This is a genomic window from Ralstonia sp. 22111 (assembly GCF_052045895.1).
Taxonomy (GTDB): domain Bacteria; phylum Pseudomonadota; class Gammaproteobacteria; order Burkholderiales; family Burkholderiaceae; genus Ralstonia; species Ralstonia wenshanensis.
Genome location: NZ_JBQEPR010000002.1, coordinates 240,241 through 265,521, shown reverse-complemented (window position 1 = coordinate 265,521; position 25,281 = coordinate 240,241). Strand labels below are relative to the sequence as shown.

The following is a 25,281-nucleotide window of genomic DNA, read 5'->3' as shown; positions in this document are numbered from 1 at the left end:
TGCGTCAGTGCGCTGACGCGCCGAGGTAGGCCTCGATCACGGCGGGGTTGCTCTGCACTTCCTGCGGCAGGCCTTGTGCGATCACCTTGCCGTAATCCAGCACGGTCAGGCGGTTGCACAGGCCCATCACCAGCTTCACATCGTGCTCGATCAGCAGGATGGTCTTGCCGTCGGAACGGATCTTGTCGAGCAGGCCACGGAGCTCCACTTTTTCCGTGGCGTTCATGCCGGCAGCCGGCTCGTCCAGGGCCAGCAGCTTGGGCTGCGTGGCCAGGGCACGTGCGATCTCCAGACGACGCTGGTGACCGTACGACAGGTTGCGCGCCGTGTAGTTGGCGTACTTGCCGATGCCGACGTAGTCCAGCAGGTCGTGCGCCCAGTCTTCGATGGACTGCTCTTCTTCGCGTGCCGCCTTGGTGCGGAACACCGCGCCGATCAAGCCGGCCTTGGTCCGCACGTGGCGACCGACCATGACGTTTTCCGCCGCAGTCATGTCGCCAAACAGGCGGATGTTCTGGAACGTGCGCGCAATGCCAGCCTTGGCCACTTCGTGCACGGCCGTCGGCTGGTAGGGCGTGCCGCCCAGCACGAACTCGCCCGCGTCAGGCGTATACAGGCCGGTGATGACGTTGAAGAACGTGGTCTTGCCGGCGCCGTTCGGGCCGATCAAACCGTAGATTTCGCCTTCGCGAATTTCCAGGCTCACGTCGGACAGCGCTTGCAGGCCGCCGAAACGCTTCTGGACTCCTCGGATCGAGAGGAGGACGTTGTTGTTGCTCATGTGCGTGCCTCCATCAGATACGGGACAGTCCACCAGCCCGCTGCTTTTGCGGACGGTCTTCCTTGCGCGGCGAGGGCCACAGGCCCGCAGGGCGATACAGCATCACCACCACCATCGCCAGGCCGAACAGCAGCTGACGCAGCACTTCCGCTTCCACGATCACATGGCCGAACAGCTTGTTCTGGAGCGGCTCAGCCAGGGCGCGCAGCAGTTCCTGGAAGCCCACCAGCAGAATGCCGCCCAGGATCACGCCCGGGATATGGCCCATGCCGCCCAGCACCACGATCGCCAGGATGTAGATCGACTCCCACAGCACGAACGATTCCGGCGACACGAAGCCCTGGAACGACGCGAACATCGCACCCGACACACCACCGAACGACGCACCCATCGCAAAGGCCAGCAGCTTGATGTTGCGGGTGTTGATGCCCATCGCCTTGGCGGCGATTTCATCTTCACGCAGCGCCACCCATGCACGACCGATACGCGAGTTCTGCAACCGCAGGCACACGATGATGATGATCGCGGCCAGGATCACGAACAGGTAGTAGTACATGTAGACCGAGTCGAAGCGGATGCCGAAGAAATCATGGCGCTTCGAGAAGTCGAACCCGAAGATCTTGACCGGCTCGATCAGGTTGATGCCCTTCGGACCGTTGGTGATGTTCACCGGGCGGTCGAGGTTGTTCATGAAGATCCGGATGATTTCACCAAAGCCCAGCGTCACGATGGCGAGGTAGTCACCGCGCAGCTTCAGCACCGGTGTGCCCAGCAGGATACCGAACAGCGCCGCCAACCCGGCACCCAGCGGGATCACCCACCAGACAATCAGGTGGAGCCCGTTGGGGAACATGTTGTGGATCCACTCGAACTGATTGGACAGGTGCGGCGAACCCAGCAATGCCATCATGTAGGCGCCCACCGCATAGAACGCGATGTAGCCCAGGTCAAGCAGGCCGGCAAAGCCCACCACGATGTTCAGGCCCAGGGCCAGCATGATGTACAGCAGCGCGAAGTCCAGCACGCGCACCCAGTAGTTGCCACCTGCGGCACCCACGATGAACGGCGCGAAGATCGCAAGGATCAGGAAGCCGTACAGCGCGGCGCGCGTCTTCATCGGCGCTTTGAAATTTTCTGTCATGGCGCTCCCCTTCTTATGCGCGGTCCGCAACGCGTTCGCCCATGATGCCGGACGGGCGGAAGAGCAGCACGCCAATCAGCACGATGAATGCGAACACATCCTGGTAGTTCGAACCGAACACTCCGCCAGTCAGATCACCGATATAACCGGCACCCAGTGCTTCGATCAGGCCCAGCAGCATGCCGCCAACCATGGCGCCCGCCAGGTTGCCGATGCCGCCCAGCACCGCGGCGGTAAACGCCTTCAGGCCGGGGATGAAGCCCATGTAGAAGTGGGCGTTGCCGTAGTTGGTCGCCATCATCACGCCAGCGACCGCAGCCATCGCAGCGCCGATCATGAACGTGGCGGAGATCACGAAGTTCGGGTTGACGCCCATCAGGCCTGCCACACGCTGGTTCTCGGCGGTAGCGCGCATGGCGCGGCCGAGCTTGGTGCGGTTAACCAGCAGGATCAGCCCAATCATCACCAGGATCGAGACCACGATGATGACGATCTCCTTGCCGGTGATGGTCGCCCCAGTCGAGCCGATATCGATCGGGCTCGAAGGCAAGAGCTCAGGGAAGCTCAACGGGTTGCGCGACCAGATCATCATCGCGAGCGTCTGCAGCACGATCGACACGCCGATGGCGGTGATCAGCGGCGCCAGGCGCGGCGCATTGCGCAGCGGCCGGTAAGCGACACGTTCGATGGTGTAGGCCACGATGGCGCAGACCGGCATTGCAAATAGCAGTGCAAACACCAGCGTGAGCCAGTTAGGCAGATTGGGGAAGTACTTTTGGAGGAAGTTGATGGCGGTCAGGGCAGACATTGCACCGACCATCAGAACATCGCCGTGGGCGAAGTTGATGATGCCGAGAATACCGTAGACCATGGTGTAGCCAAGTGCGATCAGCGCGTAAATGCTGCCGAGCACCAGACCGTTCACGATCTGCTGGATAAAGATATCCATGAGAACAGCTCCTGCTATGCCTTGCTTTGTTGTAGGCGACGGGATGACGCGCCCGCAAGGTATGCGATCAATCGGATGGGTAAGGTGAGGTTGCTGGTAAGCGGCCTGCCGACACGCCCATGGTGAGGGCCTTGTTTCATTGGCGAGGCTATGAAAAACGGCACCGCAGGGGTAGTCGCGGTGCCGTTTTTAGGGCGGATAACCCTTCGATTACATCTTCACAACGTCAAGAACAGTCTTCTTCTTGTCCTTGTAGTTGTACAGGGTGATGGAACCTTGCTTCAGGTCACCCTTGTCATCGAACGAGATGTTGCCGATCACGCCGTTGTAGTTGGTTGCCGGCATGGCAGCCAGGATCTTGGCCGGATCGGTCGAGTTGGCACGCTTCATCGCGTCGATGATCACGTTGACAGCGTCATACGTGAACGGAGCGTAGATCTGCACCGGCGTGTGGAAACGGTCTTGGTACTTCTTGTCGAAGTCCGCGCCCTTCTCCATCTTCGACAGCGCCAGGCCTGCTTCCGAGCAGACGATGTTGTCGATTGCGTCGCCAGCCAGTTCGGCCACCTTGTCGGTACACACGCCGTCGCCGCCAACGATCTTGGCCGTGATGCCCAGTTCCTTGGCTTGCTTGGCGAACGGGCCGCCGGTGGCGTCCATGCCGCCGTACATGATCACGTCCGGCTTCTTGCCCTTGATCTTGGTCAGAATGGCCTTGAAGTCGGTCGCCTTGTCGTTGGTCGCCTCACGCGCCACGACGTTCACGCCGTCGGCCTTCGCGGTCTTCTCGAACTCGTCGGCCAGGCCCTTACCGTAGGCGGTGGCATCGTCAACAATTGCCACGGTCTTGGCGCCCAGGGTCTTGGCGGCGTAGTTCGCCAGTGCCGGACCTTGTTGCGCGTCGGTTGCAACCACGCGGTAGGTCGTCTTGAAGCCTTGCTTGGTGTAGTCGGGGTTCGTCGACGACGGCGAGATCTGCACGATGCCTGCATCGCTGTAGATCTTCGAGGCCGGGATCGACACGCCCGAGTTCAGGTGGCCAACGACGGCAACAACGTGCTCGTCAACCAGCTTCTGCGCCACGGCGGTACCGGTCTTCGGGTCGCCTGCATCGTCTTCACCGACCAGTTCCAGCTTGATCTTCTTGCCGTCGATGGTCAGGCCTTCCTTGTTGGCTTCTTCAACGGCCAGGCGTGCACCGTTTTCGTTGTCTTTGCCAAGGTGAGCAATACCGCCCGTGAGCGGAGCCGCGTGACCGATCTTGACGACGGTCTCGCCGCCGCCGGCAGCAGCAGCCGGAGCCGACGTTGCTGCAGGTGCAGCAGCTTGGTCTGCGGGCTTTTCCTCGTTCTTACCGCAAGCTGCTACGAGTGCCACGGCAGCCGCAAGCGGCAGAACTTTGGCAAACTTAATTTGCATGAGTGATCTCCTAGATCTCGCAAGAGCAAGAAGAGCGTCCTGCCTCCCGGCCGCTCCCCCCGCGCCGATTGTTTCAATTTGAAACGCGCGAATTGTATCCCCTTTTATTGCGGATGCAATACGCGTCGCAACAACGATTTTTGCAGTAACTACGCCGCTTTACGGGCTTTCCCCAATGCCCAAACAGGCGTCATTTCGCGCAGGCATTCGCGAACGGCGGATAGCCTTATCAAGAAGCGTGCCAGACTAGGGGAAACCCCCTATTCATGCGGCTTGGCGGACGATTGCCACGGTAAATCAAGGCTTCGGCGGCATTGAAGAGGTTTTGCAACGCACAAAACAAAACGGCCACTCCGGGAAGAAGTGGCCGCTGATTCCTCAAAAGCGCTTTATGCACCGCATTAGGGCGCACAGTTTTTGTGCGCTTTTAAGTGGGTATTTACATAAAGGTATTCAATTGATTTGAAGACCCCTCGGAAGGGGGAAAGACATGTTTTCCTGGATACCGTCGAGCGGACGAACGGTGCGCGCGCCCAACGCCTTGAGGCGGTCGACGATCGACTGCGCCAGCTCTTCGGGCGCCGAAGCACCCGCTGTCAGGCCCACGCGGCGTTTGCCGGCCACCCATTCGGGCCTCACCTGTTCCGGCGTATCCACCATATAGGCAGGCACGCCCAGCTTCTCGGCCAGCTCACGCAGGCGGTTCGAGTTCGAGCTGTTCGGGCTGCCGACCACGATTACCACTTCCACTTGCGGCGCCATGAACTTCACGGCGTCCTGGCGATTCTGCGTCGCGTAGCAGATGTCCTGCTTCTTGGGCTCGTGCACGGCTGGAAAGCGTGCCTTGATGGCGGCCACGATCTCCTGGGTCTCGTCCACCGACAACGTGGTCTGAGTCACGTACGCCAGACGCGTCGGGTCTTTCACTTCGAGGTGCGCAACATCATCGACGGATTCGACCAGCAGCATGCCGTCGTTGGCTTGGCCCATGGTGCCTTCCACCTCGGGATGGCCCTTGTGCCCAATCATGATGATCTCGAAACCCTGCGCACGCATCTTCGAGACTTCCACGTGAACCTTGGTCACCAGCGGGCAGGTTGCATCGAACACACGCAGGCCGCGCGCCTCCGCCGCCTCGCGCACCGCCCGCGACACACCATGCGCGCTGAAGATGACCGTGCCGCCAACGGGCACATCGTCGAGTTCCTGCACGAACACCGCGCCCTTGTTGCGCAGATCTCCAACGACATAGGCGTTGTGCACGATCTCGTGGCGCACGTAAATGGGCGCCCCAAACAGCTCCAGCGCGCGCTCGACGATCTCGATGGCGCGATCGACGCCGGCGCAGAAACCGCGCGGCTGCGCCAACAAGACCTCGGCGTCGGCCTGGGTGACAGGATCAATGGGATCGCGCGGGGCGTTCACGGCGTTGCTCATATCAAAGAATGCCGATCAGCTGGACTTCAAACACGATCGTCTGGCCAGCGAGCGGGTGGTTGAAGTCGAACAGCGCGGAGGTTTCGCCGACTTCCTTGAGCACGCCGGCATATTTGCCGCCGCTCGGCGCATTGAACTCAACCAGGTCGCCCGGCTGGTAATCCTCTTCGAACGAAGAATTCTCGCGCAGCGTGGCCAGCGACACGCGCTGCAACAGTTCCGGATTACGCGGACCGAACGCCTGCTCGGGCGCCAGGCGGAACGTCGTGCGCTCGCCCTCGCGCATACCGAGCAGCGCCTGCTCCAGCGTTGGCGCCAACTGGCCTTGGCCCAGCAGCAGCGTGGCCGGCTTGTCATCGAAGGTCGTGACGATGTCCGTGTCGTTTTCCAGCGCGATGCGGTAATGCAGCGTCAGAAAGGAATCCGGGCCTACCACCATGCCCGCCGTGCCGCTTGGCGTCGCCGCGGACGCCTCGTTCACCAAATTTTGCACGCTTAACCTGCTTGACCAAAAAGTAACCCGTTATTGTACGTCAGCCCTCCCTGCGGCCGCAGGCGCAAAGCCTACTGCACTCTCGCTGGCAGGGCCTTTCCTGTGCTCATCCGAACCCTATGGCAATCGTCGACTGGCCCGCCCACGAGCGGCCGCGTGAAAAACTGCTCGCCCACGGCGCCGCCGCGCTCTCCGATGCGGAACTGCTGGCCATCTTCCTGCGCGTGGGTATGCCAGGCAAAAGCGCGGTCGACCTCGCCCGAGAACTGCTCACGCACTTTGGGTCGCTCGCCCGGCTGTGCCACGCCTCTCAACAAGAGTTCTCCTCGATCAACGGCATGGGCCCTGCCAAATACGCGCAGCTGCACGCGCTGCTGGAAGTCGCGCGGCGCGCACTAAAAGAGGACTTCACCCACGGCCAGACCTTTGACTCTTCACAAAGCGTGAAGGATTTTTTGCGCCTGACATTGGGGCACCGCCCGCACGAGGTGTTCGCCTGCTTCTTTCTAGATGTACGACACCGGCTCATTGCCTGGGAAGAACTCTTCCGCGGCACACTGACGGAAGCCCGCGTCTACCCGCGCGAGATCGCCAAGCGCGCACTGCATCACAATGCGGCCGCAGTGATCCTGGCGCACAACCACCCTACCGGCAACCCGGAGCCCAGCGAAGCCGACGTCATCCTGACCCGCGAGTTGTGCCGCGCACTGGCCATGCTCGACGTGATCGTCCTGGATCACATGATCGTCGGCCGCGGCCACGTCTATGGCTTCCTCGAACACGGCAAAATGTAGTGCCGATGCGGCATCGCACGGTCCCCAACGGCAATCCATCGATCTCGTTGATTTGTCAGCGGTTTTGTGTGTATAATCCGCGTTTCGCTGAAGTCCCACCTCTACAGTGGCGCTGCGCTTGGTTTTGGTCCCAGCGCCCGGTCGCAAACTGTAGCCAACGAATTTAGTTAGGAGTGCTCCATGGCACGCGTCTGTCAAGTGACCGGGAAAGCGCCGATGGTCGGCAATAACGTTTCCCACGCAAACAACAAGACCAAGCGCCGTTTTCTGCCGAACCTGCAGAATCGCCGCTTCTGGGTCGAATCCGAAAACCGCTGGGTCAGCCTGCGCGTCTCGAACGCTGGTCTGCGCCTGATCGATAAAAAAGGCATCGACGAAGTGCTCGTGGACCTGCGCGCACGCGGCGAAGTCTAATTAGGAGTTAAACATGGCCAGCAAAGGCGGACGCGACAAGATCAAGCTGGAATCGACCGCAGGTACGGGTCATTTCTACACGACCACCAAGAACAAGCGCACCAAGCCGGAAAAGATGGAGATCATGAAGTTCGATCCCGTCGCCCGCAAGCACGTCGCTTACAAGGAAACCAAGATCAAGTAGTCCTCGCGGATTGCGCATCTTGTTTCCGTCGGCATGACCGACAGCAAAAACCCGCTCTCAGGCGGGTTTTTTGTTGCCTGCTGTTTGGCGCATGCTGGGGTGTACACTGCTCTTCTTTCCGATTGACACGCGACTGTGTTACTCACCAGCCGCGCCTGCACCGCGTCCCGCGTCTTCCATGAATTTCGATGTTGCCGTTGTTGGCAGCGGCTTGGCGGGTCTGACCGTCGCCCTGCACCTAGCCGATCACCGTCGTGTGGTTGTCATCAGCAAACGCAGCCTGCCGGAAGGCGCCAGCGATTGGGCGCAGGGCGGCATTGCCGCAGTGCTCGATTCAGGCGACAGCCATGACGAGCACGTCGACGACACGCTCATCGCCGGGGCAGGACTGTGCGATGAAGCCGCCACTCGCTACATCGTCGAAAACGGGCGTTCGGCCATTGAATGGCTGATCGGCCATGGCGTGCCTTTCACCCGCGACGAGCAGGCTGAACTCGGCTTCCACCTGACGCGCGAAGGCGGCCATCGCCATCGACGCATCATCCACGCCGCCGATGCCACCGGCCATGCCGTGGTCACGACGCTGGTTGAGAAGGTACGCAACCACCCGAACATCACGCTGCTGGAAGACCATTTTGCGATCGACCTGATTACCGATGCAAAGCTGGGCCGGCCGGGCATGCGCTGCCATGGCCTGTACGCACTCGACATTGCATCGGGCCACGTCAAGACGATTACCGCGAGCCAAACCGTGATGGCCACGGGCGGCGCAGGCAAGGTCTATCTCTATACGACGAATCCGGACACGGCCAGCGGCGACGGTATTGCCATGGCTTGGCGCGCGGGCTGCCGCGTAGCGAACATGGAGTTCATCCAGTTCCACCCCACGTGTCTGTACCACCCGTTCGCGAAATCATTCCTGATTACCGAAGCCGTGCGCGGTGAAGGCGGCAAGCTAATCCTGCCCGACGGCACGCGCTTCATGCCGGCGCATGATGAGCGCGCTGAGTTGGCTCCGCGCGATATCGTCGCCCGCGCCATCGACTTCGAGATGAAGAAGCGCGGCCTGGACTGCGTCTATCTGGACATCAGCCACCAGAGCCCGACGTTCCTCAAGGAACATTTCCCGACCATCATGGCGCGTTGCCTGGAGCTGGGCATCGACATCACGCGCCAGCCGATTCCGGTGGTGCCGGCGGCGCACTACACGTGCGGCGGCGTGGTGACGGATCACCTCGGGCGCACGGATATCGCCGGCCTGTACGCCGTGGGCGAAACGGCCTACACCGGCCTGCACGGCGCCAACCGGCTGGCGAGCAATTCGCTGCTGGAATGCATGGTGATCGGGCGCGGAGCGGCGGAAGACATTCTCGCGCAACCGCCCTCAAACTCGACGCCGGTGCAGATTCCCGCATGGGATGAGAGCCGCGTGACCGACGCCGATGAAGAAGTGGTCGTCTCGCACAATTGGGACGAGCTGCGCCGCATGATGTGGAACTACGTCGGCATCGTGCGCACGAACAAGCGGCTCGAGCGGGCCCAGCACCGCATTGCGCTGTTGCGTGAGGAGATTACGGAGTACTACGCCAACTTCCGCGTGAGCCACGATCTGCTGGAGCTGCGCAACCTCGTCGAGGCCGCGTCGCTGATCGTCGACAGTGCGCTGTCAAGGCATGAGAGCCGTGGGCTGCATTTCTCGCGCGACTATCCCGAGACGCTGCCCAAGGCGCTGCCGACGGTCATGCAGCCGACCCATCGGCAAATCGCCCGGAAACGCTAAGGCTTATTCGACGATCCGCAAAGAAAAGTCGGTCGCGCGTACGTCCTTCGTCAGCGCGCCGACGGAGATACGATCCACGCCCGTTTCGGCAAACGCGCGGATCGACTCAATGTTCACGCCACCCGACACCTCCAGCAGCGCCTTGCCCGCCGTCATGCGCACAGCCTCGCGCATGGCGGGCGGCTCGAAGTTGTCGAGCAGCACGGAGGTAGCACCCGCCGCCAGCGCTTCTTCAAGCTGCGCCAGCGTTTCCACCTCGATCTGGATCGTCACGCCCGCGTTCAGCGCCTGCGCCGCACGCAGGGCCGCTGTCACACCACCTGCCGCAGCGATGTGGTTTTCCTTGATCAGGATGCCGTCGTACAACGCCAGGCGTTGATTCTCGCCACCACCGATACGCACGGCGTACTTCTGCGCAAGACGCAAGCCCGGCAGCGTCTTGCGCGTGTCGAGCACGCGGGCGCGCGTGCCGTCGATGGCTGCGGCGTAATGCGAGGTCGCCGTCGCCACACCGGAAAGCAATTGCAGGAAGTTCAACGATGGCCGTTCGGCTGTCAGCAGCGACCGTGCTGGGCCTTCGATCTCGCACACCACCGAATCGGGCGCCATGCGGTCGCCTTCGTGCTGGCGCCACGTAACGCGCAGCGTTGGATCAACGGCGTGCATACATGCATCGAACCAAGGCGTGCCGCACAGCACCGCGGTCTCGCGCACGATCACCCGCGCATGCGCATGGCGATCAGCAGGGATCAGCAAGCCGGTGCGGTCACCCGTGCCGACGTCCTCGGCAATCGCAGCAGACACGTTGGCGGACAATGCCTCGCGCAGTGCCGGCCCAAAGCTATCGAAAATTGCCTGCGCCGCCGTGGCAAAGCTCGTCGTGTTCATCTGGGTTGCCGTCATGCCGGGCCGATTCCTTGAAAGAGTTGCGCGTTGGCGGCCAGCTCACCCTGCGGGCGAACCATGGCTTTCTCCCGCGCGGCAAAATCCAGCATGCGATCGATGCAGACCACAGCTTGCTTACCGATGGCCGGATCAACGTGGATCTCGTTACGACCGGTTTCCAGCACCTCGGCCAGATTGGTCAGTGCATTCATCGCCATCCAGGGGCAATGTGCGCAGCTCTTGCAGGTCGCGGCGTTGCCAGCCGTCGGTGCCTCGATGAAGCGCTTGCCTGGGGCCGCCATGCGCATCTTGTGCAAGATGCCGTTGTCGGTCGCGACGATGAATTCCTGTGCTGACAACGACTGCGCTGCTGAAATGAGCTGCGAAGTCGACCCGACCACATCGGCCTGCGCTACCACCGATTCGGGCGATTCGGGGTGGACGAGAATCTTCGCGTTCGGGTGCTCGGCGCGCAGCAGGTCCAGCTCTACGCCCTTGAATTCGTCGTGCACCAGACAGGAGCCCTGCCACATCAGCATGTCGGCGCCGGTCTGTTTCTGAATGTAGCTGCCGAGATGACGATCGGGGGCCCACAGGATCTTCTTTCCCTGCGCGTGCAGGTGCTGCACGATCTTCAGCCCAATCGATGACGTCACCATCCAGTCGGCACGCGCCTTCACGGCGGCGCTGGTATTGGCATAGACCACCACGGTGCGATCCGGATGCGCGTCGCAGAAGGCGGCGAACTCATCCGGCGGGCAACCCAGATCCAGCGAGCAAGTCGCATCCAGATCCGGCATCAGCACAGTTTTTTCGGGGCTCAGAATCTTGGCGGTCTCGCCCATGAAGCGCACGCCCGCCACGATCAGTGTCTTGGCCGAATGGTCGCGACCAAAGCGAGCCATCTCCAGCGAATCGGACACGCAGCCACCGGTCTCCTCGGCCAGGTCCTGCAGGTCAGCGTCGACGTAATAGTGCGCGACCAGCACGGCCTCGCGCTCCTTGAGCAGGCGCTTGATGCGAGCCTTCAGTTCATCGCGTTCCTCGCGCGACAGCACCGGCGGCACCTTGGCCCAGGCGTGGGCCACGCAGCTTGCGCCGGATTGCGCCTCGGAAAGCATATCCGGGCGCTCGAATTCAACCGTCTTGATTTGGGTTTCCATGGTGGTCTCCGCGTCCATTCGCGCTGTTAGGGCGCCGAGAAGCTGGCGCGGCAATGAAACGGACGGCGTGTGAGGAGGACTGGCACCGCGATACATTGTCGCGGCCTGTTAAAAATGTGAGTTGGGGGCAGTTTACCCAAAAGAAAAGCCCCGCTGCGGAGCGGGGCTTCACCTATGAAACAAGAAACTCAGGCGTAGCGGCGCAGGCGAACAGCAAATTCCTGCAGCGCGTGGATGCCGCTTTCCTCGGCACGCTTGCACCACTCTTGCAATTGATGCAGCAGTTGCTCGCGCGTGGCGTTCGAGCGGCCCCACAGTGCGCCAAGTTCGCGGCGCATCTCAACGAAGGTGTGCAACGCCGAATGGTCCGACACGATCTGCGAGAGTTGCTCACGCTGCGGCGCGCCCAGCTTGGTTTCGTCGCGGTGGAACCACTTGCGAGCGGGCTTCAGCGCACGGTATTCAACAGCGCGCGAGTCCTTCAGCTTGGCCAGCTCTTGGCGGTAAGCCGTCTTGACCGTCTTCGCGTAACGAGCCATCACGTCGTAGCGGTTGGCGATGATGGCTTCCAGCGTGTTCTGGTCGACCGGCTTCACGTCGCCAAAACGAGCCTTAGGCGCCACTTTCTTGACCTTTGCCAAACCCACGATTTCCAGCGCGCGGATGTAGCCCCAGCCGATATCGAACTCGTACCACTTGACCGAAAACTTGGCCGACGTGGCGTACGTGTGGTGATTGTTGTGCAGTTCTTCGCCGCCGATGATGATGCCCCACGGCGACACGTTGGTCGAAGCGTCTTCGCAGTCGAAGTTGCGGTAACCCCAGAAGTGGCCCAGACCATTGATGATGCCGGCAGCGTGGATCGGGATCCACAGCATCTGCACCGCCCACACCGTCAGGCCCAGCGCGCCGAACATCAGCACGTCCAGGATCAGCATCAAACCGACGCCCTGCCACGTGAACTTGGAATACACGTTCTTCTCGACCCAATCATCCGGCGTACCGTGGCCGAACTTCTGGATCGTTTCCTTATTCTTGGCCTCGGCGCGATAGAGCTCAGCACCTTCCATCAACACCTTGCGGATGCCACGGGTCTGCGGGCTGTGCGGATCCTCTTCGGTTTCGCACTTGGCGTGGTGCTTGCGGTGAATGGCGGTCCATTCCTTGGTGACCATGCCGGTGGTCAGCCACAGCCAGAAGCGGAAGAAGTGTCCGGCAATGGGATGCACGTCCAGCGCACGGTGCGCCTGGCAACGGTGCAGAAAAATCGTGACGCTGGCGATGGTGATGTGCGTCATCACCAGCGTGAAAATCAGGATCTGCCACCAGGCCCAATTCAGGGTGCCGTTGGCGAGGAAAGTCAGAAAGGAGTCGATCAAAGTGTTCTCCGTGGTCAACTCGGGTGATCAAAGCAGCCTTTGGTCCGTCAAATCAATCCGGACGGTGCTGCCTCTTAAGGCCATCCGCTGTCGCAGCGTTACGACAACGGGGTCGTGTTGGCGGGGATTCGGGTGTTGGCACCCGGTTTGCGCGTCACATCGGCGAGCTTGCGGCTGCTACCCATATGACCTCCGCCCCAGCGCAATACAAGGTGTTTGCGGTGCTTTGTCGCAAGTGCTATGCCCTTTGCGACGGCCCGTCTGATCCTTTGTGGGAGCACTCGGCATTTTAACCGAATACCCCCTCTATTCCATGGGGGAAAACCGCTGATTTGACCTCAGACAAGTGGGCACCGTTCCGCCTATAGATGTGTTAGGTCGGCACGGATGCGCTGGATGAGGCTGTAGCGTCACCCGAAGTGCTCGAAGCGCCCTGCTGCTGCGCCAACGGCCCGAGCACACGCACTTCCCGTTGCGGATATGGAATGTCGATGCCGGCCTCTTTGAAGCGGCGATAGATGGCGCGGTTCAGGTCAGACTGCACGCCCAGCTTGCCGTTGTGCGGATCGCCGATCCACACGCCGAGTTCGTACTCGATGCCGCTGTCGGCAAACAGGGCCATGAAGGCGGCGGGTGCGGGCTCGGGAAGAATGCGCGGAATGCCCTCGGCGCATTGCAGCAGCAACGCCAGCACCGCTTCCGGATCGGCGGCATACGATGCCTGCACGCGCACCGCCACGCGCACGGTGCCGCGTTCGTTGTGGTTCTGCACGGCCTGCGCGACCATCAGTTCGTTCGGCACGAGCGTATCGCCATCGCCGTTGCGCACCACGGTGTAGCGCGTGCGGATCTGCGTGACGATGCCGGTGTATGTGCTGACCGTAATCTGATCGCCAAGCTTGAGCGAGCGCTCAAGCAGGATGATGAAGCCCGAGACGTAATTGCTGGCGATCTTCTGCAAGCCAAAGCCCAGCCCCACGCCGAGCGCCCCGCCAAACACCGACAACACCGTCAAATCGATGCCTACCAGCGACAGGCTCAGCAGCAGCGACACCAGCAGCAGCGCTGCCTTGGTCACCCGCGACAGCACCACCTTCAGGTTGGCATCGATGGCCGAAGCACGCGTAATACGGCTGTCCAGCCACGAGCCGAACCACATCGCCACGAGCACGGTGACGAGAATCCACACCACGCCCATCAGCATGGCGGCGAGGCTCACCTTCTGCTTGCCGCCGAGCGCAAAGCGAATGCCGTCGAGGTAATCCACCACATCGCCCAGCACACCCAGCACGTAGAGCACCATGCCGATCCACATCAGCGTGGTCAGCACACGCTCGGCGACGACAAGCATGCCGTGCAGCTCGCCATTGGCCGACAGCACGCGGCGCAGCACGTAGAAGCCGAGATAGAGAATCGCCAGGCCAAACAGCGGCACCGCAGCCAGGCGGAATACGCTGATCGGCATGGTGCCGATCAAGGCATAGCGCGCACCAAGCACCAGCAGCCAGCCAATCAACGGGAACATCGCCCGCTCCAGGCTCGACCAGGCAAAACGCAGTGCGAACGTGTCGTTCGCATGGGCCGTATGCAAGCGCCGCGAAATCGGCCGCGCGATCAACCACGCGGCAACAAGCACCAGCACCAGCACGCCCAATTGCCAGATAAAGCGAGGCCCACCCAGATCGGAGACGATGTCGTCGATCATGTGACCCAGCGCGATATGGTTGAGGTTCAGCGGCAATCCGTTCATTGGCGTGACCGGTTATTACACACCCTTATTGGGTCCGATAGGGCAACGCATCGCCCACATGCTTCTGCCAATTGGCGGCATAGCGCTGGGCGAGATCGGCGTCGCCGCGCACGATCAGTACGTTCTCGGCATTGCCGCGCTGCGCGGTCTGCGTAAAGTTGAAGCTGCCGGTAACCAGCACCGGATGCGCGCCGCGCGGGTCGATCACGATGACCTTGTTGTGCGCGTTCTTGTAGCGCACCTCAAGCCACACGGGGATGCCCGCATTGGCGACCTCGGGCACGCGGCTGCCGCCGGAGCGCATCATCTGCTCGCGATCGGCCAGCACACGCACATCCACGCCGCGCTGGTGCGCTGCCACCAGCGCACGCGTAATCGCCCTGTTCGACAGCAGGTACGCCTGCACCAGCACCTGCTCGCGCGCCTGATCGATGGCGTCGGCCAACAACCCTTCGATGTCATCGTCGGGCGTGAACGCTGCCTGCACCGTACCCTTGGCCGGCAGCACCGGCGGCGTGCTGCGGGCCTGAGCCACGCCACCTGCGGCAAACACCAGCCATGCGGCCAGCAGCCAACCCAAGCGGCGCAACATCATGCGCGGCGCTCCAGCACGGCTGCGAAGAAGCCGTCAGTCTGGTGCGTGTGCGGATACAGCTCCAGGTAGGGCCCCATTTCGAGGGCGATCTTCTGCGCGGCCAGCACCTCACCCGCGGGCACGAGCACGAAGTCTTCATGGGCGGCCAGAAACTGCTCGACCACGTGCTGATTCTCGCGTGCCAGCACGCTGCAGGTCGCGTAGACGAGGCGGCCACCCGGCTTCAGCAGCCGCGCCGCCGATGTCAGGATCGACAGCTGCTTGGCCGACATTTCTTCCACGGCCTGCGCAGATTGGCGCCACTTCAGGTCCGGATTGCGGCGCAGCGTGCCCAAGCCGCTGCACGGGGCGTCGACCAGCACGCGATCGATCTTGCCCGCCAGGCGCTTGACCTTGGCATCGTGCTCGCTGTCGATCCGGCCGGGGTGCACGTTTGACAGGCCGCTGCGCGCCAGGCGCGGGCCCAGGTTCGACAAGCGCTTTTCCGATACGTCGAAGGCATACAGGCGCCCGGTCGAGCGCATCGCCGCGCCGATCGCCAAGGTCTTGCCACCGGCGCCGGCACAGAAATCAACCACCATCTCGCCGCGCTTGGGTGCCAGCAATTGGCAGAGCAGTTGGCTGCCCTCGTCCTGTACCTCGACCGTGCCGTTGGTGAAGATATCGAGCTTGTTCAACGCCGGCTTGCCCGCCAGGCGAATGCCCACCGGCGACAGCGGTGCCGCAGCGCCCTCGATACCGGCTTCGGCCAGTGTTGCGAGCACGGCTTCGCGCTCGCCCTTGAGCGTATTCACACGCAAGTCCAGAGGCGCAGGCGTGAGCCACGCTTGCGCCAGTGCCTCGGTGAAGTCCGCACCGTGCTGTGCGACCAGCGCGTCGAACAGCCAGTCGGGCAGATTGGCGCGCACGCGGGCCGCCAGCGCGGCGCGGTCACGGTTTTCCCATCGATCCAGCCATTCTGCTTCGGCCGGGTTCAGGAATGGCGCAATGGCCTCGCGTCCGGCAGTCTGCAGCAAGCCGAGCAGCACCAGTCGACGGCGCGCCGGGCCGGTGCCGCTCTCGGCAAACTGGCCGAATTCCACCTTGCGGCGCAGCACGGCAAAGGCCGCTTCAGCGATGATGCCGCGCTCGCGGTGGCCAAGTTCGTGATGCTCACGGAAGTATTGGCTGACCACCATGTCGGCGGGCGCCGCAAAGTGCAGCAGGCGCGCAAGCACCTTGTCCAGGTGCTCCAGGTGGCTGCCATGCACGCCCGTGCGCGGGCGCGGAGCACTGCGCGGCGCGGGCTTGCCCTGCGGTGCCCGATACCAGCCACCGCCACCGGAACCCGCGCGCTTGTTGCCCGCCCCGCCACTTCCATTGCCGCCCGAACGCTGACGATTCTGGCTCATGCTGCCTCCCGGGCGTAGACGCCAATAACAAGCTGCGACTCGTCCGGCGAGACGCGCACAACACCGTCTTCGATCGACAACCGCCCTTCCACGAACCAGCGCACGGCACGCGGGTAAATCGTGTGTTCCTGTGCCAGAAGCCGCCCGGCCAGCGAGTCCGGCGTGTCGTCCTGACGTACGTCGATGATGGCTTGCAGCACGATCGGGCCGTGGTCCAGGTCAGCGGTGACGAAATGCACCGTCGCGCCATGCACCTTCACGCCCATGGCCAGCGCGGCCTCGTGCGTGTGCAAACCGGGAAAGCACGGCAGCAGCGACGGATGAATGTTCAGCATGCGCCCGGCATAGCGTTTGACAAAGCCCGGCGTAAGGATGCGCATGAAGCCGGCCAGCACCACCAGATCCGGCGAAAAGCCGTCGATCACCTGCGCCAGGGCGGCGTCAAAGCTGTCGCGATCGGGGAACGCCTTGTGGTCGACCACCGCGGTGGCGATGCCGTGTGACGCGGCAAATTTAAGTCCTGCCGCATCGGGCCGATTAGAAATGACGGCGGCAATGCGTCCCGACCAACCTTCGGCCTGACAGGCGCGGACAATGGCTTCCATATTGGAACCGCGTCCGGAAATGAGAATGACGATGTTTTTCATCGCGGCATTTTATCAAGTGCGCCGGAGTTCCCCGAGAAAATCGGGTGTGACGCCTGCACAGCCATGCCGCGGGCGCTTTTGCAGTCACCGTGGCATTTTGCCGACGCATGCCGGCGAAAACGCTGTCATGGCGGCAAAAGGAAGGGGCAACCGTTGGCGCGCTTTGGCGCGCTCTGATAATCTCAGCGCCATAATTGTCCGCGCTCCCGAGGGGTCGGGTGGGCTGCCAGCGATGATCCGACGCGTATCAAACGCCTGTTCATCCTGCGCTGCAACATCGTGCGGGCAATACCGTGACGGTCGATCGGCACAGGGTAAGACACCCGGCTCGTCGACCATCGCCCGCGCCGGGTCGACACGCGTACAACAACAAGAGGGCATTGCCCTCACCGGGGAATAAGAATGACGAGCTCGCTGCGTAGCCTGCTGGTGGTCGACGACCACCCTCTCGCCTTATCTGGCACGACCACGTTTCTTGCACACGCCTTGCCTGAAGTTCAGGTGCACGCGGCTATTGGCCGGCGCCAGGCGCTTGCGCTGGTGGAAGAAGGCGTCCGACCGGACGTCGTGCTGCTGGACGTGTGGCTGTCCGATTGCACCGGCTTCGACGCCATGCGCGAGCTGCGCGGCAAATTGCCGGAAGCGCGCTTTGCCTTCATGTCTGCCGAGAACACACCGGAAATCGTTGCCAAGGCCCAAGCGCTCGGCGCCATCGGCTTCATCGGCAAGCACGCCGATGCCCATGCTTTCTCCAAGGCAGTGGCCGGCATTTTCGGCGGCGATGCCTCCTTCCCGTCGGAAGACGACATGGGAGGCATCAACGGCAAGGGCGGTGCCTCGCACGGCATCCCCATCACGCCGGCAGAACTGGGACTGACGCCGCGCCAGGGCTCGGTGCTGGCGCTGCTGCTCGAGGGCCTGCCCAACAAATCGATCGCGCGCCAGTTGGGCCTGACGGAAAACACCGTCAAAGAGCACGTCTCGGCGATTCTGCAGCGGCTGGGCGTGCGCACGCGCATCCAGATCATCTCGCGCATGGAACGCTTTCGCCTGACGGGCGCTGCCTGATCCGGCCGCCCCATCTGAGCATTCTGACGGCGCCCTTCACGGCGCCGTTTCACATGACCGTCAATAAGCGACCTGCGGCTCGGCGGAGCGGCCGCGCAGCCAGCGCTTGAGCAGCACGCGCAGCATGTTCGGGTCCATCGGCTTGGCCAGCAGCAGATAGCCGGCTTCTTCGGCGCGCGCCAGGGCGGCGGAGTTGCGATCGCCAGTCAGCAGCACGGCATGGGCATCGGGGTGGCTGACTTGCCAGCGCTCGAGCAGTTGCAGGCCATCCTCCTCGCCGGGCAGGCGCAGGTCGCAGAAGATGATCTGCGGGCGGATGCCGCGCGCCAGCAGTTGCTCGGCGGAGCGGCCATCGGCGGCGCTGTGGACTTCCACGCCCCACGCTTCGAGCAGCGCGTGCCACGCCTTGCGAATCTGCGGATCGTCGTCTACCACCAGCACCACGCCCGAGAACCGCGGCTGATCGAGCACGGCGCGCTTCTGCTCGGCGCGTGGCTGCGTGGCCAGCGGTGCCTTGATTTCGGCGGGCACCGGCCGGAGCGCCATCCAGAACATCGAACCGCGCCCCGGCACCGAGCGCACGCCAAACGTGCCGCGCAGCAGCCGCACACATTCCTTGTAGATCGACAGGCCCAAACCCAGGCCCTGACTCGGATCGCGCTCGGGGTTTTCAACCTGGTAATACGTCGAGAAGATGTCTTTCTGGTGCTCAGGCGCGATGCCGATGCCGGTATCCCACACCTCAATCCGCAGATGTTTCTGCCGCACGCGCAGCGCCACCATCACGCCGCCGCGCTCGGTGTAGCGCAGCGCGTTCTGCAGCAGGTTGAACAGCGCCCGGCGCAGCAGCACCGGCTCGGCCATACCGAACACCGGCAACGGCGGAATACGCGCCGCGAGCGTCAGGCCCTTGGCGCGCGCATCCGGCATGAACTGCTGGACCACTTCGGTGATGACCTCGCCCAGATCGACCGGCTCCAGCGTGGGCGACGTCTTGCGGCTCTCCAGCTTGGACAGGTCCAGCAGCGAGCGGAACAGCAAGTCGATAGTCGCCGCGCCCGAGGCCAGCTGCTCCACCAGCGGCGCCAAGGATTCCGACTGGTTGCGCGCCCGCAGCGCCTCCACCAGGAGCACGATCGCATGCACCGGCTGACGCAAGTCGTGGCTGGCGGCTGCCAGGAAGCGCGATTTTTCTTCCGATGCAGACAACGCGCGCTGCTTTTCGTCCTGATAGCGGCGCGCAAGCTGGCGGCTCTCGTTCTCAAGCTGGATTTCGCGCACCAGCGTGTTGTGGATGTTGACGGCATGCCGCGTCAGCAGGGCCGCAAAGAACAGCAGCACGCCGCGCAAATACAGCCCGTGCCCCGGAAATGCCTGATCGGCCAGCACAAAGTGCGGCGCCAGGATGCCAGTCCCGAGGATCAGCAGGCTGGACGGCACCGGCGCCTGCGACAACACCGCTGCCGCCGCCACACCGATGATCACGATCATCAGCAGACTGCTGAACTCCAGCGACGGCGACATCAGATACAGCCCGGCCGAACAGCCCCACGCCACCCCGCCCACCGCCGACATCACGTGCATGCCCGTCCACCACTTGCGGGTGTGCGGGGCCAGCGTCATGCGGGTCAGGTCGTAGCGATAGCCAAAATAGAAGCGCAGACCTGACGCCGTCAGGCACAGCATGATCAGACACCAGCCCAGCAACACCGGGCGGTTGGAGGCGTCCCAGAACGCGGCGACCGTCAAGGCGGGCAGCACGACCGAGGCGGCAATCCCCATGGGCGCCCCGCGATGCACGGCGGCGAGCAGCTTGGCTCGGGCGTCCAGTTCAAGCGGCGCGCGGCTGGCAAGCCCGAACTTGGCGAAGAAAAGGCGCAGCGAGGCGTTCAAGGAAATATCGGGAAGAAACGGGATACCGGATTGTGCCGCAAGCATGCGCCGCGCGGGCGCAACGTTCGGACGATTGTGCAACACCCCGACACCCCGCCGCATGCGCGCCGGGGATGGGGCAATCCCTTATATAATGTGCGTTTTGCTGGATTTTGGCGGCTGTCACGCCAATCCGGCACGAAAACGCACTTCTCCTTTCCTCGACCACCGACGCTTCTCGTGAAAGTCTTTCGCGGCTTGCCCAACGCCGAAAGTCGCGCGCCCTGCGCGTTGACCATCGGCAACTTCGACGGCGTACATCGCGGGCACCAGTCTTTGCTGGCCCGCGCACGCGCGGCGGCCGACGCACGCGGATTGCCGCTCACGGTGATGACGTTCGAGCCGCATCCGCGCGAATTCTTCATGCCGGACCGCGCGCCAACCCGCATTGCACTGCTGCGCGACAAGCTGGAAAGCCTGCGCCGTCAGGGCGTCGACCGCGTGGTCGTGGAGCATTTCAACGCGCATTTCGCCGGGCAGACGCCGGACGAGTTCGTGCGCAATGTTCTGGTCGATGGCCTGCACACGCGCTGGCTGCTGGTGGGCGATGATTTCCGCTTCGGCGCCAAGCGCGCTGGCGATTTCGCTTATCTGCAGGCGGCCGGTGCCCAGTTCGGCTTCGAAGTCGAGCAGATGGGTTCGGTGTCGGAGTCTGGCGTGCGCATCTCCAGCTCGGCCGTGCGCGAGGCGCTGGCCGCCGGCGACCTGGAACACGCTCGCCGCCTGTTGGGGCACGGTTATGCCATCAGCGGACACGTGGTGCACGGGCAAAAGCTCGGCCGCTCGCTGGGCTTCCCGACGCTGAATTTGCGCATCTCGCATCGCAAGCCGGCAGTGGCCGGCATCTTTGTCGTGCAGGTGCACGGGCTGGCCGAAAAACCGTTGCCTGCCGTCGCCAGCATCGGTGTACGCCCAACGGTGGATGACTCCGGCCGCGTGCTGCTGGAAGTGCACATCTTCGATTACCACGCGAGCGTCTACGGCAAGCTGGTGCGTGTGGAATTCATGAAGAAGCTGCGCGACGAGGCTCGTTACGATTCGCTCGATGCCCTCAAGGACGCCATCGCGCAGGACTGCGTTCACGCACGGCAGTTCTTCGGCCTGCCCATTCCGCCAGCCGGCGAGTCGCCAACGCTTCGGCGCGACTTCGCCACCTCCGCCACCGATCGAATTCAGTAGGCGGCCGACCCGTTCGCCGCCCAGAAGCCACACGCTGCGCACGCGCGCCCTGCACTGTCAGCCGCGCCTGCACCGATCCGATTTGCCCGAATCTGCCCCACATCACACCATGTCCGATTCCAAGAAGCCCACGCCGGAGAAGAGCAAGTACCCGGTCAACCTGCTGGACACCCCGTTCCCCATGCGCGGCGACCTGCCCAAGCGCGAACCGCTGTGGGTCAAGCAATGGCAGGACAAGCAGCTCTACAAGAAGATCCGCGCCGCACGCAAGGGCGCGAAGAAGTTCATCCTCCACGACGGCCCGCCGTATGCCAACGGCGATCTGCACATCGGCCACGCGGTCAACAAGATCCTCAAGGACATGGTGATCAAGGCGCGCGGCCTGACTGGCCTGGACGCCGTCTACGTGCCGGGCTGGGATTGCCACGGCATGCCGATCGAGATCCAGATCGAGAAGCAGTTCGGCAAGGGCCTGCCCGTCCAGGAAGTGCAAGAAAAGGCGCGTGCGTACGCCACGGGCCAGATCGCACGCCAGAAGGCGGATTTCGAGCGACTGGGGGTGCTGGGCGACTGGGCCGATCCGTACCTCACCATGAACTTCCGCAACGAAGCGGATGAAGTGCGTGCGCTCGGCAAGATCCTGGAGAAGGGCTACGTCTTCCGCGGCCTGAAGCCGGTCAACTGGTGTTTCGATTGCGGCTCGGCATTGGCTGAAGCCGAAGTGGAATACGCGGACCGCACCGACCTGTCGATCGACGTCGGCTTCCCGTTTGCCGATATCGACGCACTGGCGAGCGCCTTCCACGTGGGCGCCGACGTGCTCAAGGCCAAGCCAGGCTGGATCGTGATCTGGACCACCACGCCGTGGACGATCCCCTCCAACCAGGCGCTGAACCTGCACCCGGAAATCGAATACGCGCTGGTCGACACGCCGCGCGGCCTGCTGATCGTCGCCAAGGAGCGCGTCGAGGCCTGCCTGCAAAGCTGGAAGCTCGAAGGCACGGTGCTGGCCACGTGCGAAGGCGCGGCGCTCTCGGGCGTGCGCTTCCACCATCCGCTCGCCAAGATGGACGCGGGCTACGATCGCACCTCGCCCGTCTACCTGGGCGACTACGTGACCATCGACACCGGCACCGGCATCGTCCACTCCGCGCCGGCGTATGGCGTGGAAGACTTCCAGTCCTGCAAATCGCACGGCATGCCGGACTCGGAAATCATCAACCCGGTGATGGGCAACGGCGTATACGCATCGACGCTGCCGCTGTTCGGCGGCCAGATGATCTGGGACGCCAACCCGAAGATCGTCGAGGTGCTGCGCGAATCCGGCAACCTGTTCGATGCGCACAAGCACCCGCACAGCTATATGCACTGCTGGCGCCACAAGACGCCGATCATCTATCGCGCCACGTCGCAGTGGTTCGCGGGGATGGACGTGCAGCCCAACGACGGCAACGCCACGCTGCGCGAAACGGCACTCGCCGGCATCGACGCCACCGCGTTCTACCCGTCGTGGGGCAAGCAGCGCCTGCACAACATGATCGCCAACCGCCCGGACTGGACGCTGTCGCGCCAGCGCCAATGGGGCGTGCCGATGGCCTTCTTCGTGCACAAGGAAACCGGCGCGCTGCACCCGCGCACGCCTGAGCTGCTGGAGCAGGTCGCCCAGCGCATCGAAAAGAGCGGCATCGAAGCCTGGCAGACGCTGGACCCGCGCGAACTGCTCGGCGATGAGGCCGACATGTATGAGAAGAACCGCGACACGCTCGACGTGTGGTTCGACTCGGGCACGACGCACTGGCACGTCATCCGCGGCTCGCACGCGGCGGATCTGTACGACGCTTCGGCCGACCTGCCGGACGGCCGCCTGGCTGATCTGTATCTGGAAGGCTCTGACCAGCACCGCGGCTGGTTCCACTCGTCGCTGCTGACGGCTTCGATGCTGTACGGCAAGCCGCCGTACAAGGGCCTGCTGACGCACGGCTTCACGGTGGATGGCGAAGGCCGCAAGATGTCCAAGTCGATCGGTAACACGATCGCGCCGCAGGAAATCGCCAACAAGATGGGCGCCGAGATCATCCGCCTGTGGGTGGCCTCGACCGATTACTCGGGCGAACTGGCCATCTCGGATGAGATCCTGAAGCGCGTGGTGGAAGGCTATCGCCGCATCCGCAACACGCTGCGCTTCCTGCTCGCCAACCTGACGGATTACGACCACGCCAAGCACGCGCTGCCGACCGAGCAATGGCTGGAGATCGACCGCTACGCCGTGGCGATGACGGATGCGTTGCAGAAGGAAGTCCTGTCGCACTACGACGTGTACGAATTCCACCCGGTGGTCGCCAAGCTGCAGACGTTCTGCTCGGAAGACCTGGGCGGCTTCTACCTCGACGTGCTGAAGGACCGCCTGTACACGACGGCGTCCGATTCCGTGGCGCGCCGCTCGGCACAGAACGCGCTGTACCACATCACCCAGGCCATGCTGCACTGGATGGCGCCGTTCCTGTCGTTCACGGCAGAAGAAGCGTGGCAAGTGTTTGCGCACGGCACGGAGCACACCGACACCATCTTCACCAGCACGTACTACAACGCTCCGGTACCGCAAGGCGCCAGCGCGCTGCTCGAGAAGTGGGCCGCCATCCGCAACGTGCGCGGCGAAGTGACCAAGCAACTGGAGGCGCTGCGCATCGACGGCAAGATCGGCTCGTCGCTGCAGGCGGAGGTGACGGTGTCGGCGGGTGAATCGGTGCATGACGCGCTGGCCAGCCTCGGCGACGACCTGCGCTTCGTGCTGATCACGTCCGCAGCCAAGCTGGAGCGCGCGCCGGAAGGCGGCGATCTGCTCATCACCGTGGTGCCGTCCACGCACGCCAAGTGCGAGCGCTGCTGGCACTACCGCGCCGATGTCGGCCACGACCACGCCCACCCGACCCTCTGCAAGCGCTGCACCGACAACCTGTTCGGCGCCGGTGAACAACGGAGCGCTGCCTGATGGCCACTCGCAACAACGGCAAGAGCAAGTCGATCGGATTGAAGAAGAACGGCGGCGGTCATGGCGTGGGCCCGTGGCTCGGCCTGGCCGTCATCTGGATCCTGCTGGACCAGTTGACCAAGATCGCCGTCCTCAAGACTTTCACTTACGGCGAGTCGCGCCCGATCACCGGGTTCTTCAACCTGGTGCTCGCCTATAACAAGGGGGCCGCGTTTTCATTCCTGGCGGCGGCGGGTGGCTGGCAGCGGTGGTTCTTCACGGGCCTGGGCGTAGCAGCTGCGCTGTTCATCGTGTGGCTGCTCAAGCGCCATAGCGGGCAGAAGCTGTTCTGCTTTGCGCTGGCGCTCATTCTGGGCGGCGCGCTTGGCAACGTGATCGACCGCGTCATCTACGGTCACGTGGTGGACTTCCTCGACTTCTACCTGCACAACTACCACTGGCCGGCCTTCAACGTGGCGGACTGCGGCATCACCATCGGCGCGGTGCTGCTGATCGTCGACGAACTGCGGCGCGTTCGTCGCTAAGGCTGCCGTGTCAGAACTCCAGCATTGGAACGGTGAAGCGGTGCTGTGCCTCGACGGGGCCGGCCCGCTCATCGCCACCGAGCAAGATGCGCTGGATCATCTGATCGGTGAAGCGCTGGGGCATGGCGCATCGATGGTTGCCGTGCCGGTCAGCCGCCTCGATCCAGCATTCTTCGCGCTGCGCACCGGCCTGGCCGGCAGCATCGCGCAGAAGATCACGAACTACCGATTGAAACTCGCCGTGATCGGAGACATCTCGGTGCATCTCCACGCCAGCAGCGCGCTACGCGACTGGGTGCGGGAATCCAACAAGCGTGACACGATCCGCTTCGTGCCCTCGCTTGACGAACTGGCCGCCGATGCGCGGCCCATGCCTGCTGAATGAGG

At 63.2% G+C, this 25,281-nt stretch carries 23 protein-coding genes; 9 read left to right on the top strand and 14 right to left on the bottom strand.

The window, feature by feature from the left end; all coding sequences use genetic code 11:
• Positions 1-4: 4 nt before the first annotated feature.
• From ACTJK4_RS07530 to ACTJK4_RS07505, 6 genes are all read right to left on the bottom strand, one after another.
• Positions 5-781, bottom strand: coding sequence for an ABC transporter ATP-binding protein (locus ACTJK4_RS07530; protein ID WP_004632013.1), 777 nt, complete (start codon positions 779-781; stop codon positions 5-7).
• A gap of 13 nt (positions 782-794) precedes the next feature.
• Positions 795-1,922, bottom strand: coding sequence for an ABC transporter permease subunit (locus ACTJK4_RS07525; RefSeq protein WP_232040790.1), 1,128 nt, complete (start codon positions 1,920-1,922; stop codon positions 795-797).
• A gap of 13 nt (positions 1,923-1,935) precedes the next feature.
• Positions 1,936-2,871 (bottom strand): branched-chain amino acid ABC transporter permease, encoded by a 936-nt coding sequence (locus ACTJK4_RS07520; RefSeq protein ID WP_232040791.1) that lies wholly within the window; start codon positions 2,869-2,871, stop codon positions 1,936-1,938.
• A gap of 210 nt (positions 2,872-3,081) precedes the next feature.
• Complete coding sequence (locus ACTJK4_RS07515) at positions 3,082-4,290, bottom strand: branched-chain amino acid ABC transporter substrate-binding protein (protein WP_232040792.1); 1,209 nt, start codon at positions 4,288-4,290, stop codon at positions 3,082-3,084.
• Positions 4,291-4,743: 453 nt separating this feature from the next.
• Positions 4,744-5,727, bottom strand: a complete 984-nt coding sequence (gene ispH / locus ACTJK4_RS07510; protein WP_232040793.1) for a 4-hydroxy-3-methylbut-2-enyl diphosphate reductase — start codon at positions 5,725-5,727, stop codon at positions 4,744-4,746.
• Between the two features lies 1 nt (position 5,728).
• The gene (locus tag ACTJK4_RS07505; RefSeq protein WP_440817601.1) at positions 5,729-6,166 is read right to left on the bottom strand and encodes an FKBP-type peptidyl-prolyl cis-trans isomerase; all 438 of its coding nucleotides are present in this window, start codon (positions 6,164-6,166) and stop codon (positions 5,729-5,731) included.
• Positions 6,167-6,339: 173 nt separating this feature from the next.
• On the opposite strand from ACTJK4_RS07505, the gene radC reads away from it, so the two are divergent.
• The 4 genes from radC (at position 6,340) to nadB (ending at position 9,392) form a co-directional block, all read left to right on the top strand.
• Positions 6,340-7,014, top strand: coding sequence for a RadC family protein (radC, locus tag ACTJK4_RS07500; RefSeq protein WP_440817212.1), 675 nt, complete (start codon positions 6,340-6,342; stop codon positions 7,012-7,014).
• Positions 7,015-7,194: 180 nt separating this feature from the next.
• Positions 7,195-7,428, top strand: a complete 234-nt coding sequence (rpmB, locus tag ACTJK4_RS07495) for a 50S ribosomal protein L28 (RefSeq protein ID WP_004631999.1) — start codon at positions 7,195-7,197, stop codon at positions 7,426-7,428.
• 13 nt (positions 7,429-7,441) lie between these two features.
• Positions 7,442-7,612, top strand: coding sequence for a 50S ribosomal protein L33 (gene rpmG, locus ACTJK4_RS07490; protein ID WP_003262397.1), 171 nt, complete (start codon positions 7,442-7,444; stop codon positions 7,610-7,612).
• 178 nt (positions 7,613-7,790) lie between these two features.
• Positions 7,791-9,392, top strand: a complete 1,602-nt coding sequence (gene nadB / locus ACTJK4_RS07485; protein ID WP_440817207.1) for an L-aspartate oxidase — start codon at positions 7,791-7,793, stop codon at positions 9,390-9,392.
• Positions 9,393-9,395: 3 nt separating this feature from the next.
• On the opposite strand, the gene nadC is transcribed toward nadB, so the two are convergent.
• The 7 genes from nadC to purN form a co-directional block, all read right to left on the bottom strand.
• The gene (nadC, locus tag ACTJK4_RS07480; RefSeq protein WP_440817204.1) at positions 9,396-10,295 is read right to left on the bottom strand and encodes a carboxylating nicotinate-nucleotide diphosphorylase; all 900 of its coding nucleotides are present in this window, start codon (positions 10,293-10,295) and stop codon (positions 9,396-9,398) included.
• Positions 10,292-11,440: a quinolinate synthase NadA gene (nadA, locus tag ACTJK4_RS07475; protein ID WP_414560963.1), complete on the bottom strand. Its 1,149-nt coding sequence runs from the start codon at positions 11,438-11,440 to the stop codon at positions 10,292-10,294. The genes nadC and nadA overlap by 4 nt, the downstream gene beginning before the upstream one ends.
• 188 nt (positions 11,441-11,628) lie before the next feature.
• Entirely contained in the window at positions 11,629-12,819 is a 1,191-nt protein-coding gene (locus tag ACTJK4_RS07470) for a DesA family fatty acid desaturase (RefSeq protein ID WP_232040799.1), read from the bottom strand.
• 373 nt (positions 12,820-13,192) lie between these two features.
• Complete coding sequence (locus ACTJK4_RS07465; RefSeq protein WP_414560965.1) at positions 13,193-14,569, bottom strand: mechanosensitive ion channel family protein; 1,377 nt, start codon at positions 14,567-14,569, stop codon at positions 13,193-13,195.
• 25 nt (positions 14,570-14,594) lie between these two features.
• The gene (locus ACTJK4_RS07460) at positions 14,595-15,164 is read right to left on the bottom strand and encodes a phospholipase D family protein (RefSeq protein WP_440817200.1); all 570 of its coding nucleotides are present in this window, start codon (positions 15,162-15,164) and stop codon (positions 14,595-14,597) included.
• The gene (locus ACTJK4_RS07455; RefSeq protein ID WP_440817197.1) at positions 15,161-16,555 is read right to left on the bottom strand and encodes an RsmB/NOP family class I SAM-dependent RNA methyltransferase; all 1,395 of its coding nucleotides are present in this window, start codon (positions 16,553-16,555) and stop codon (positions 15,161-15,163) included. Before ACTJK4_RS07455 ends, ACTJK4_RS07460 begins: the two co-directional genes overlap by 4 nt.
• Positions 16,552-17,202 (bottom strand): phosphoribosylglycinamide formyltransferase, encoded by a 651-nt coding sequence (gene purN, locus ACTJK4_RS07450; protein WP_440817194.1) that lies wholly within the window; start codon positions 17,200-17,202, stop codon positions 16,552-16,554. Before purN ends, ACTJK4_RS07455 begins: the two co-directional genes overlap by 4 nt.
• A 402-nt stretch (positions 17,203-17,604) precedes the next feature.
• On the opposite strand from purN, the gene ACTJK4_RS07445 reads away from it, so the two are divergent.
• Entirely contained in the window at positions 17,605-18,270 is a 666-nt protein-coding gene (locus tag ACTJK4_RS07445) for a response regulator transcription factor (RefSeq protein ID WP_004631976.1), read from the top strand.
• Between the two features lie 60 nt (positions 18,271-18,330).
• On the opposite strand, the gene ACTJK4_RS07440 is transcribed toward ACTJK4_RS07445, so the two are convergent.
• The gene (locus tag ACTJK4_RS07440; RefSeq protein WP_232040804.1) at positions 18,331-20,163 is read right to left on the bottom strand and encodes an ATP-binding response regulator; all 1,833 of its coding nucleotides are present in this window, start codon (positions 20,161-20,163) and stop codon (positions 18,331-18,333) included.
• A gap of 219 nt (positions 20,164-20,382) precedes the next feature.
• On the opposite strand from ACTJK4_RS07440, the gene ACTJK4_RS07435 reads away from it, so the two are divergent.
• From ACTJK4_RS07435 to ACTJK4_RS07420, 4 genes are all read left to right on the top strand, one after another.
• Complete coding sequence (locus ACTJK4_RS07435; RefSeq protein WP_260802025.1) at positions 20,383-21,381, top strand: bifunctional riboflavin kinase/FAD synthetase; 999 nt, start codon at positions 20,383-20,385, stop codon at positions 21,379-21,381.
• 109 nt (positions 21,382-21,490) lie between these two features.
• Entirely contained in the window at positions 21,491-24,370 is a 2,880-nt protein-coding gene (ileS, locus tag ACTJK4_RS07430; RefSeq protein WP_440817190.1) for an isoleucine--tRNA ligase, read from the top strand.
• On the top strand, positions 24,370-24,894 hold the full coding sequence (lspA, locus tag ACTJK4_RS07425) for a signal peptidase II (protein WP_232040807.1): 525 nt from the start codon (positions 24,370-24,372) through the stop codon (positions 24,892-24,894). The genes ileS and lspA overlap by 1 nt, the downstream gene beginning before the upstream one ends.
• Positions 24,895-24,901: 7 nt before the next feature.
• Positions 24,902-25,279, top strand: a complete 378-nt coding sequence (locus tag ACTJK4_RS07420; RefSeq protein ID WP_440817188.1) for a DUF4180 domain-containing protein — start codon at positions 24,902-24,904, stop codon at positions 25,277-25,279.
• Positions 25,280-25,281: the final 2 nt, after the last annotated feature.

Coding starts and splice junctions, on each gene's coding strand:
- nadB (WP_440817207.1), top strand. CDS start 7,791: ATGAATTTCGATGTTGCCGTTGTTGGCAGCGGCTTGGCGGGTCTGACC.
- rpmB (WP_004631999.1), top strand. CDS start 7,195: ATGGCACGCGTCTGTCAAGTGACCGGGAAAGCGCCGATGGTCGGCAAT.
- purN (WP_440817194.1), bottom strand. CDS start 17,202: ATGAAAAACATCGTCATTCTCATTTCCGGACGCGGTTCCAATATGGAA.
- ACTJK4_RS07520 (WP_232040791.1), bottom strand. CDS start 2,871: ATGGATATCTTTATCCAGCAGATCGTGAACGGTCTGGTGCTCGGCAGC.
- ACTJK4_RS07455 (WP_440817197.1), bottom strand. CDS start 16,555: ATGAGCCAGAATCGTCAGCGTTCGGGCGGCAATGGAAGTGGCGGGGCG.
- nadA (WP_414560963.1), bottom strand. CDS start 11,440: ATGGAAACCCAAATCAAGACGGTTGAATTCGAGCGCCCGGATATGCTT.
- ACTJK4_RS07445 (WP_004631976.1), top strand. CDS start 17,605: ATGACGAGCTCGCTGCGTAGCCTGCTGGTGGTCGACGACCACCCTCTC.
- radC (WP_440817212.1), top strand. CDS start 6,340: ATGGCAATCGTCGACTGGCCCGCCCACGAGCGGCCGCGTGAAAAACTG.
- ACTJK4_RS07460 (WP_440817200.1), bottom strand. CDS start 15,164: ATGATGTTGCGCCGCTTGGGTTGGCTGCTGGCCGCATGGCTGGTGTTT.
- ileS (WP_440817190.1), top strand. CDS start 21,491: ATGTCCGATTCCAAGAAGCCCACGCCGGAGAAGAGCAAGTACCCGGTC.
- ACTJK4_RS07525 (WP_232040790.1), bottom strand. CDS start 1,922: ATGACAGAAAATTTCAAAGCGCCGATGAAGACGCGCGCCGCGCTGTAC.
- ACTJK4_RS07515 (WP_232040792.1), bottom strand. CDS start 4,290: ATGCAAATTAAGTTTGCCAAAGTTCTGCCGCTTGCGGCTGCCGTGGCA.
- ACTJK4_RS07465 (WP_414560965.1), bottom strand. CDS start 14,569: ATGAACGGATTGCCGCTGAACCTCAACCATATCGCGCTGGGTCACATG.
- ispH (WP_232040793.1), bottom strand. CDS start 5,727: ATGAGCAACGCCGTGAACGCCCCGCGCGATCCCATTGATCCTGTCACC.
- lspA (WP_232040807.1), top strand. CDS start 24,370: ATGGCCACTCGCAACAACGGCAAGAGCAAGTCGATCGGATTGAAGAAG.
- rpmG (WP_003262397.1), top strand. CDS start 7,442: ATGGCCAGCAAAGGCGGACGCGACAAGATCAAGCTGGAATCGACCGCA.
- nadC (WP_440817204.1), bottom strand. CDS start 10,295: ATGACGGCAACCCAGATGAACACGACGAGCTTTGCCACGGCGGCGCAG.
- ACTJK4_RS07530 (WP_004632013.1), bottom strand. CDS start 781: ATGAGCAACAACAACGTCCTCCTCTCGATCCGAGGAGTCCAGAAGCGT.
- ACTJK4_RS07505 (WP_440817601.1), bottom strand. CDS start 6,166: ATGGTGGTAGGCCCGGATTCCTTTCTGACGCTGCATTACCGCATCGCG.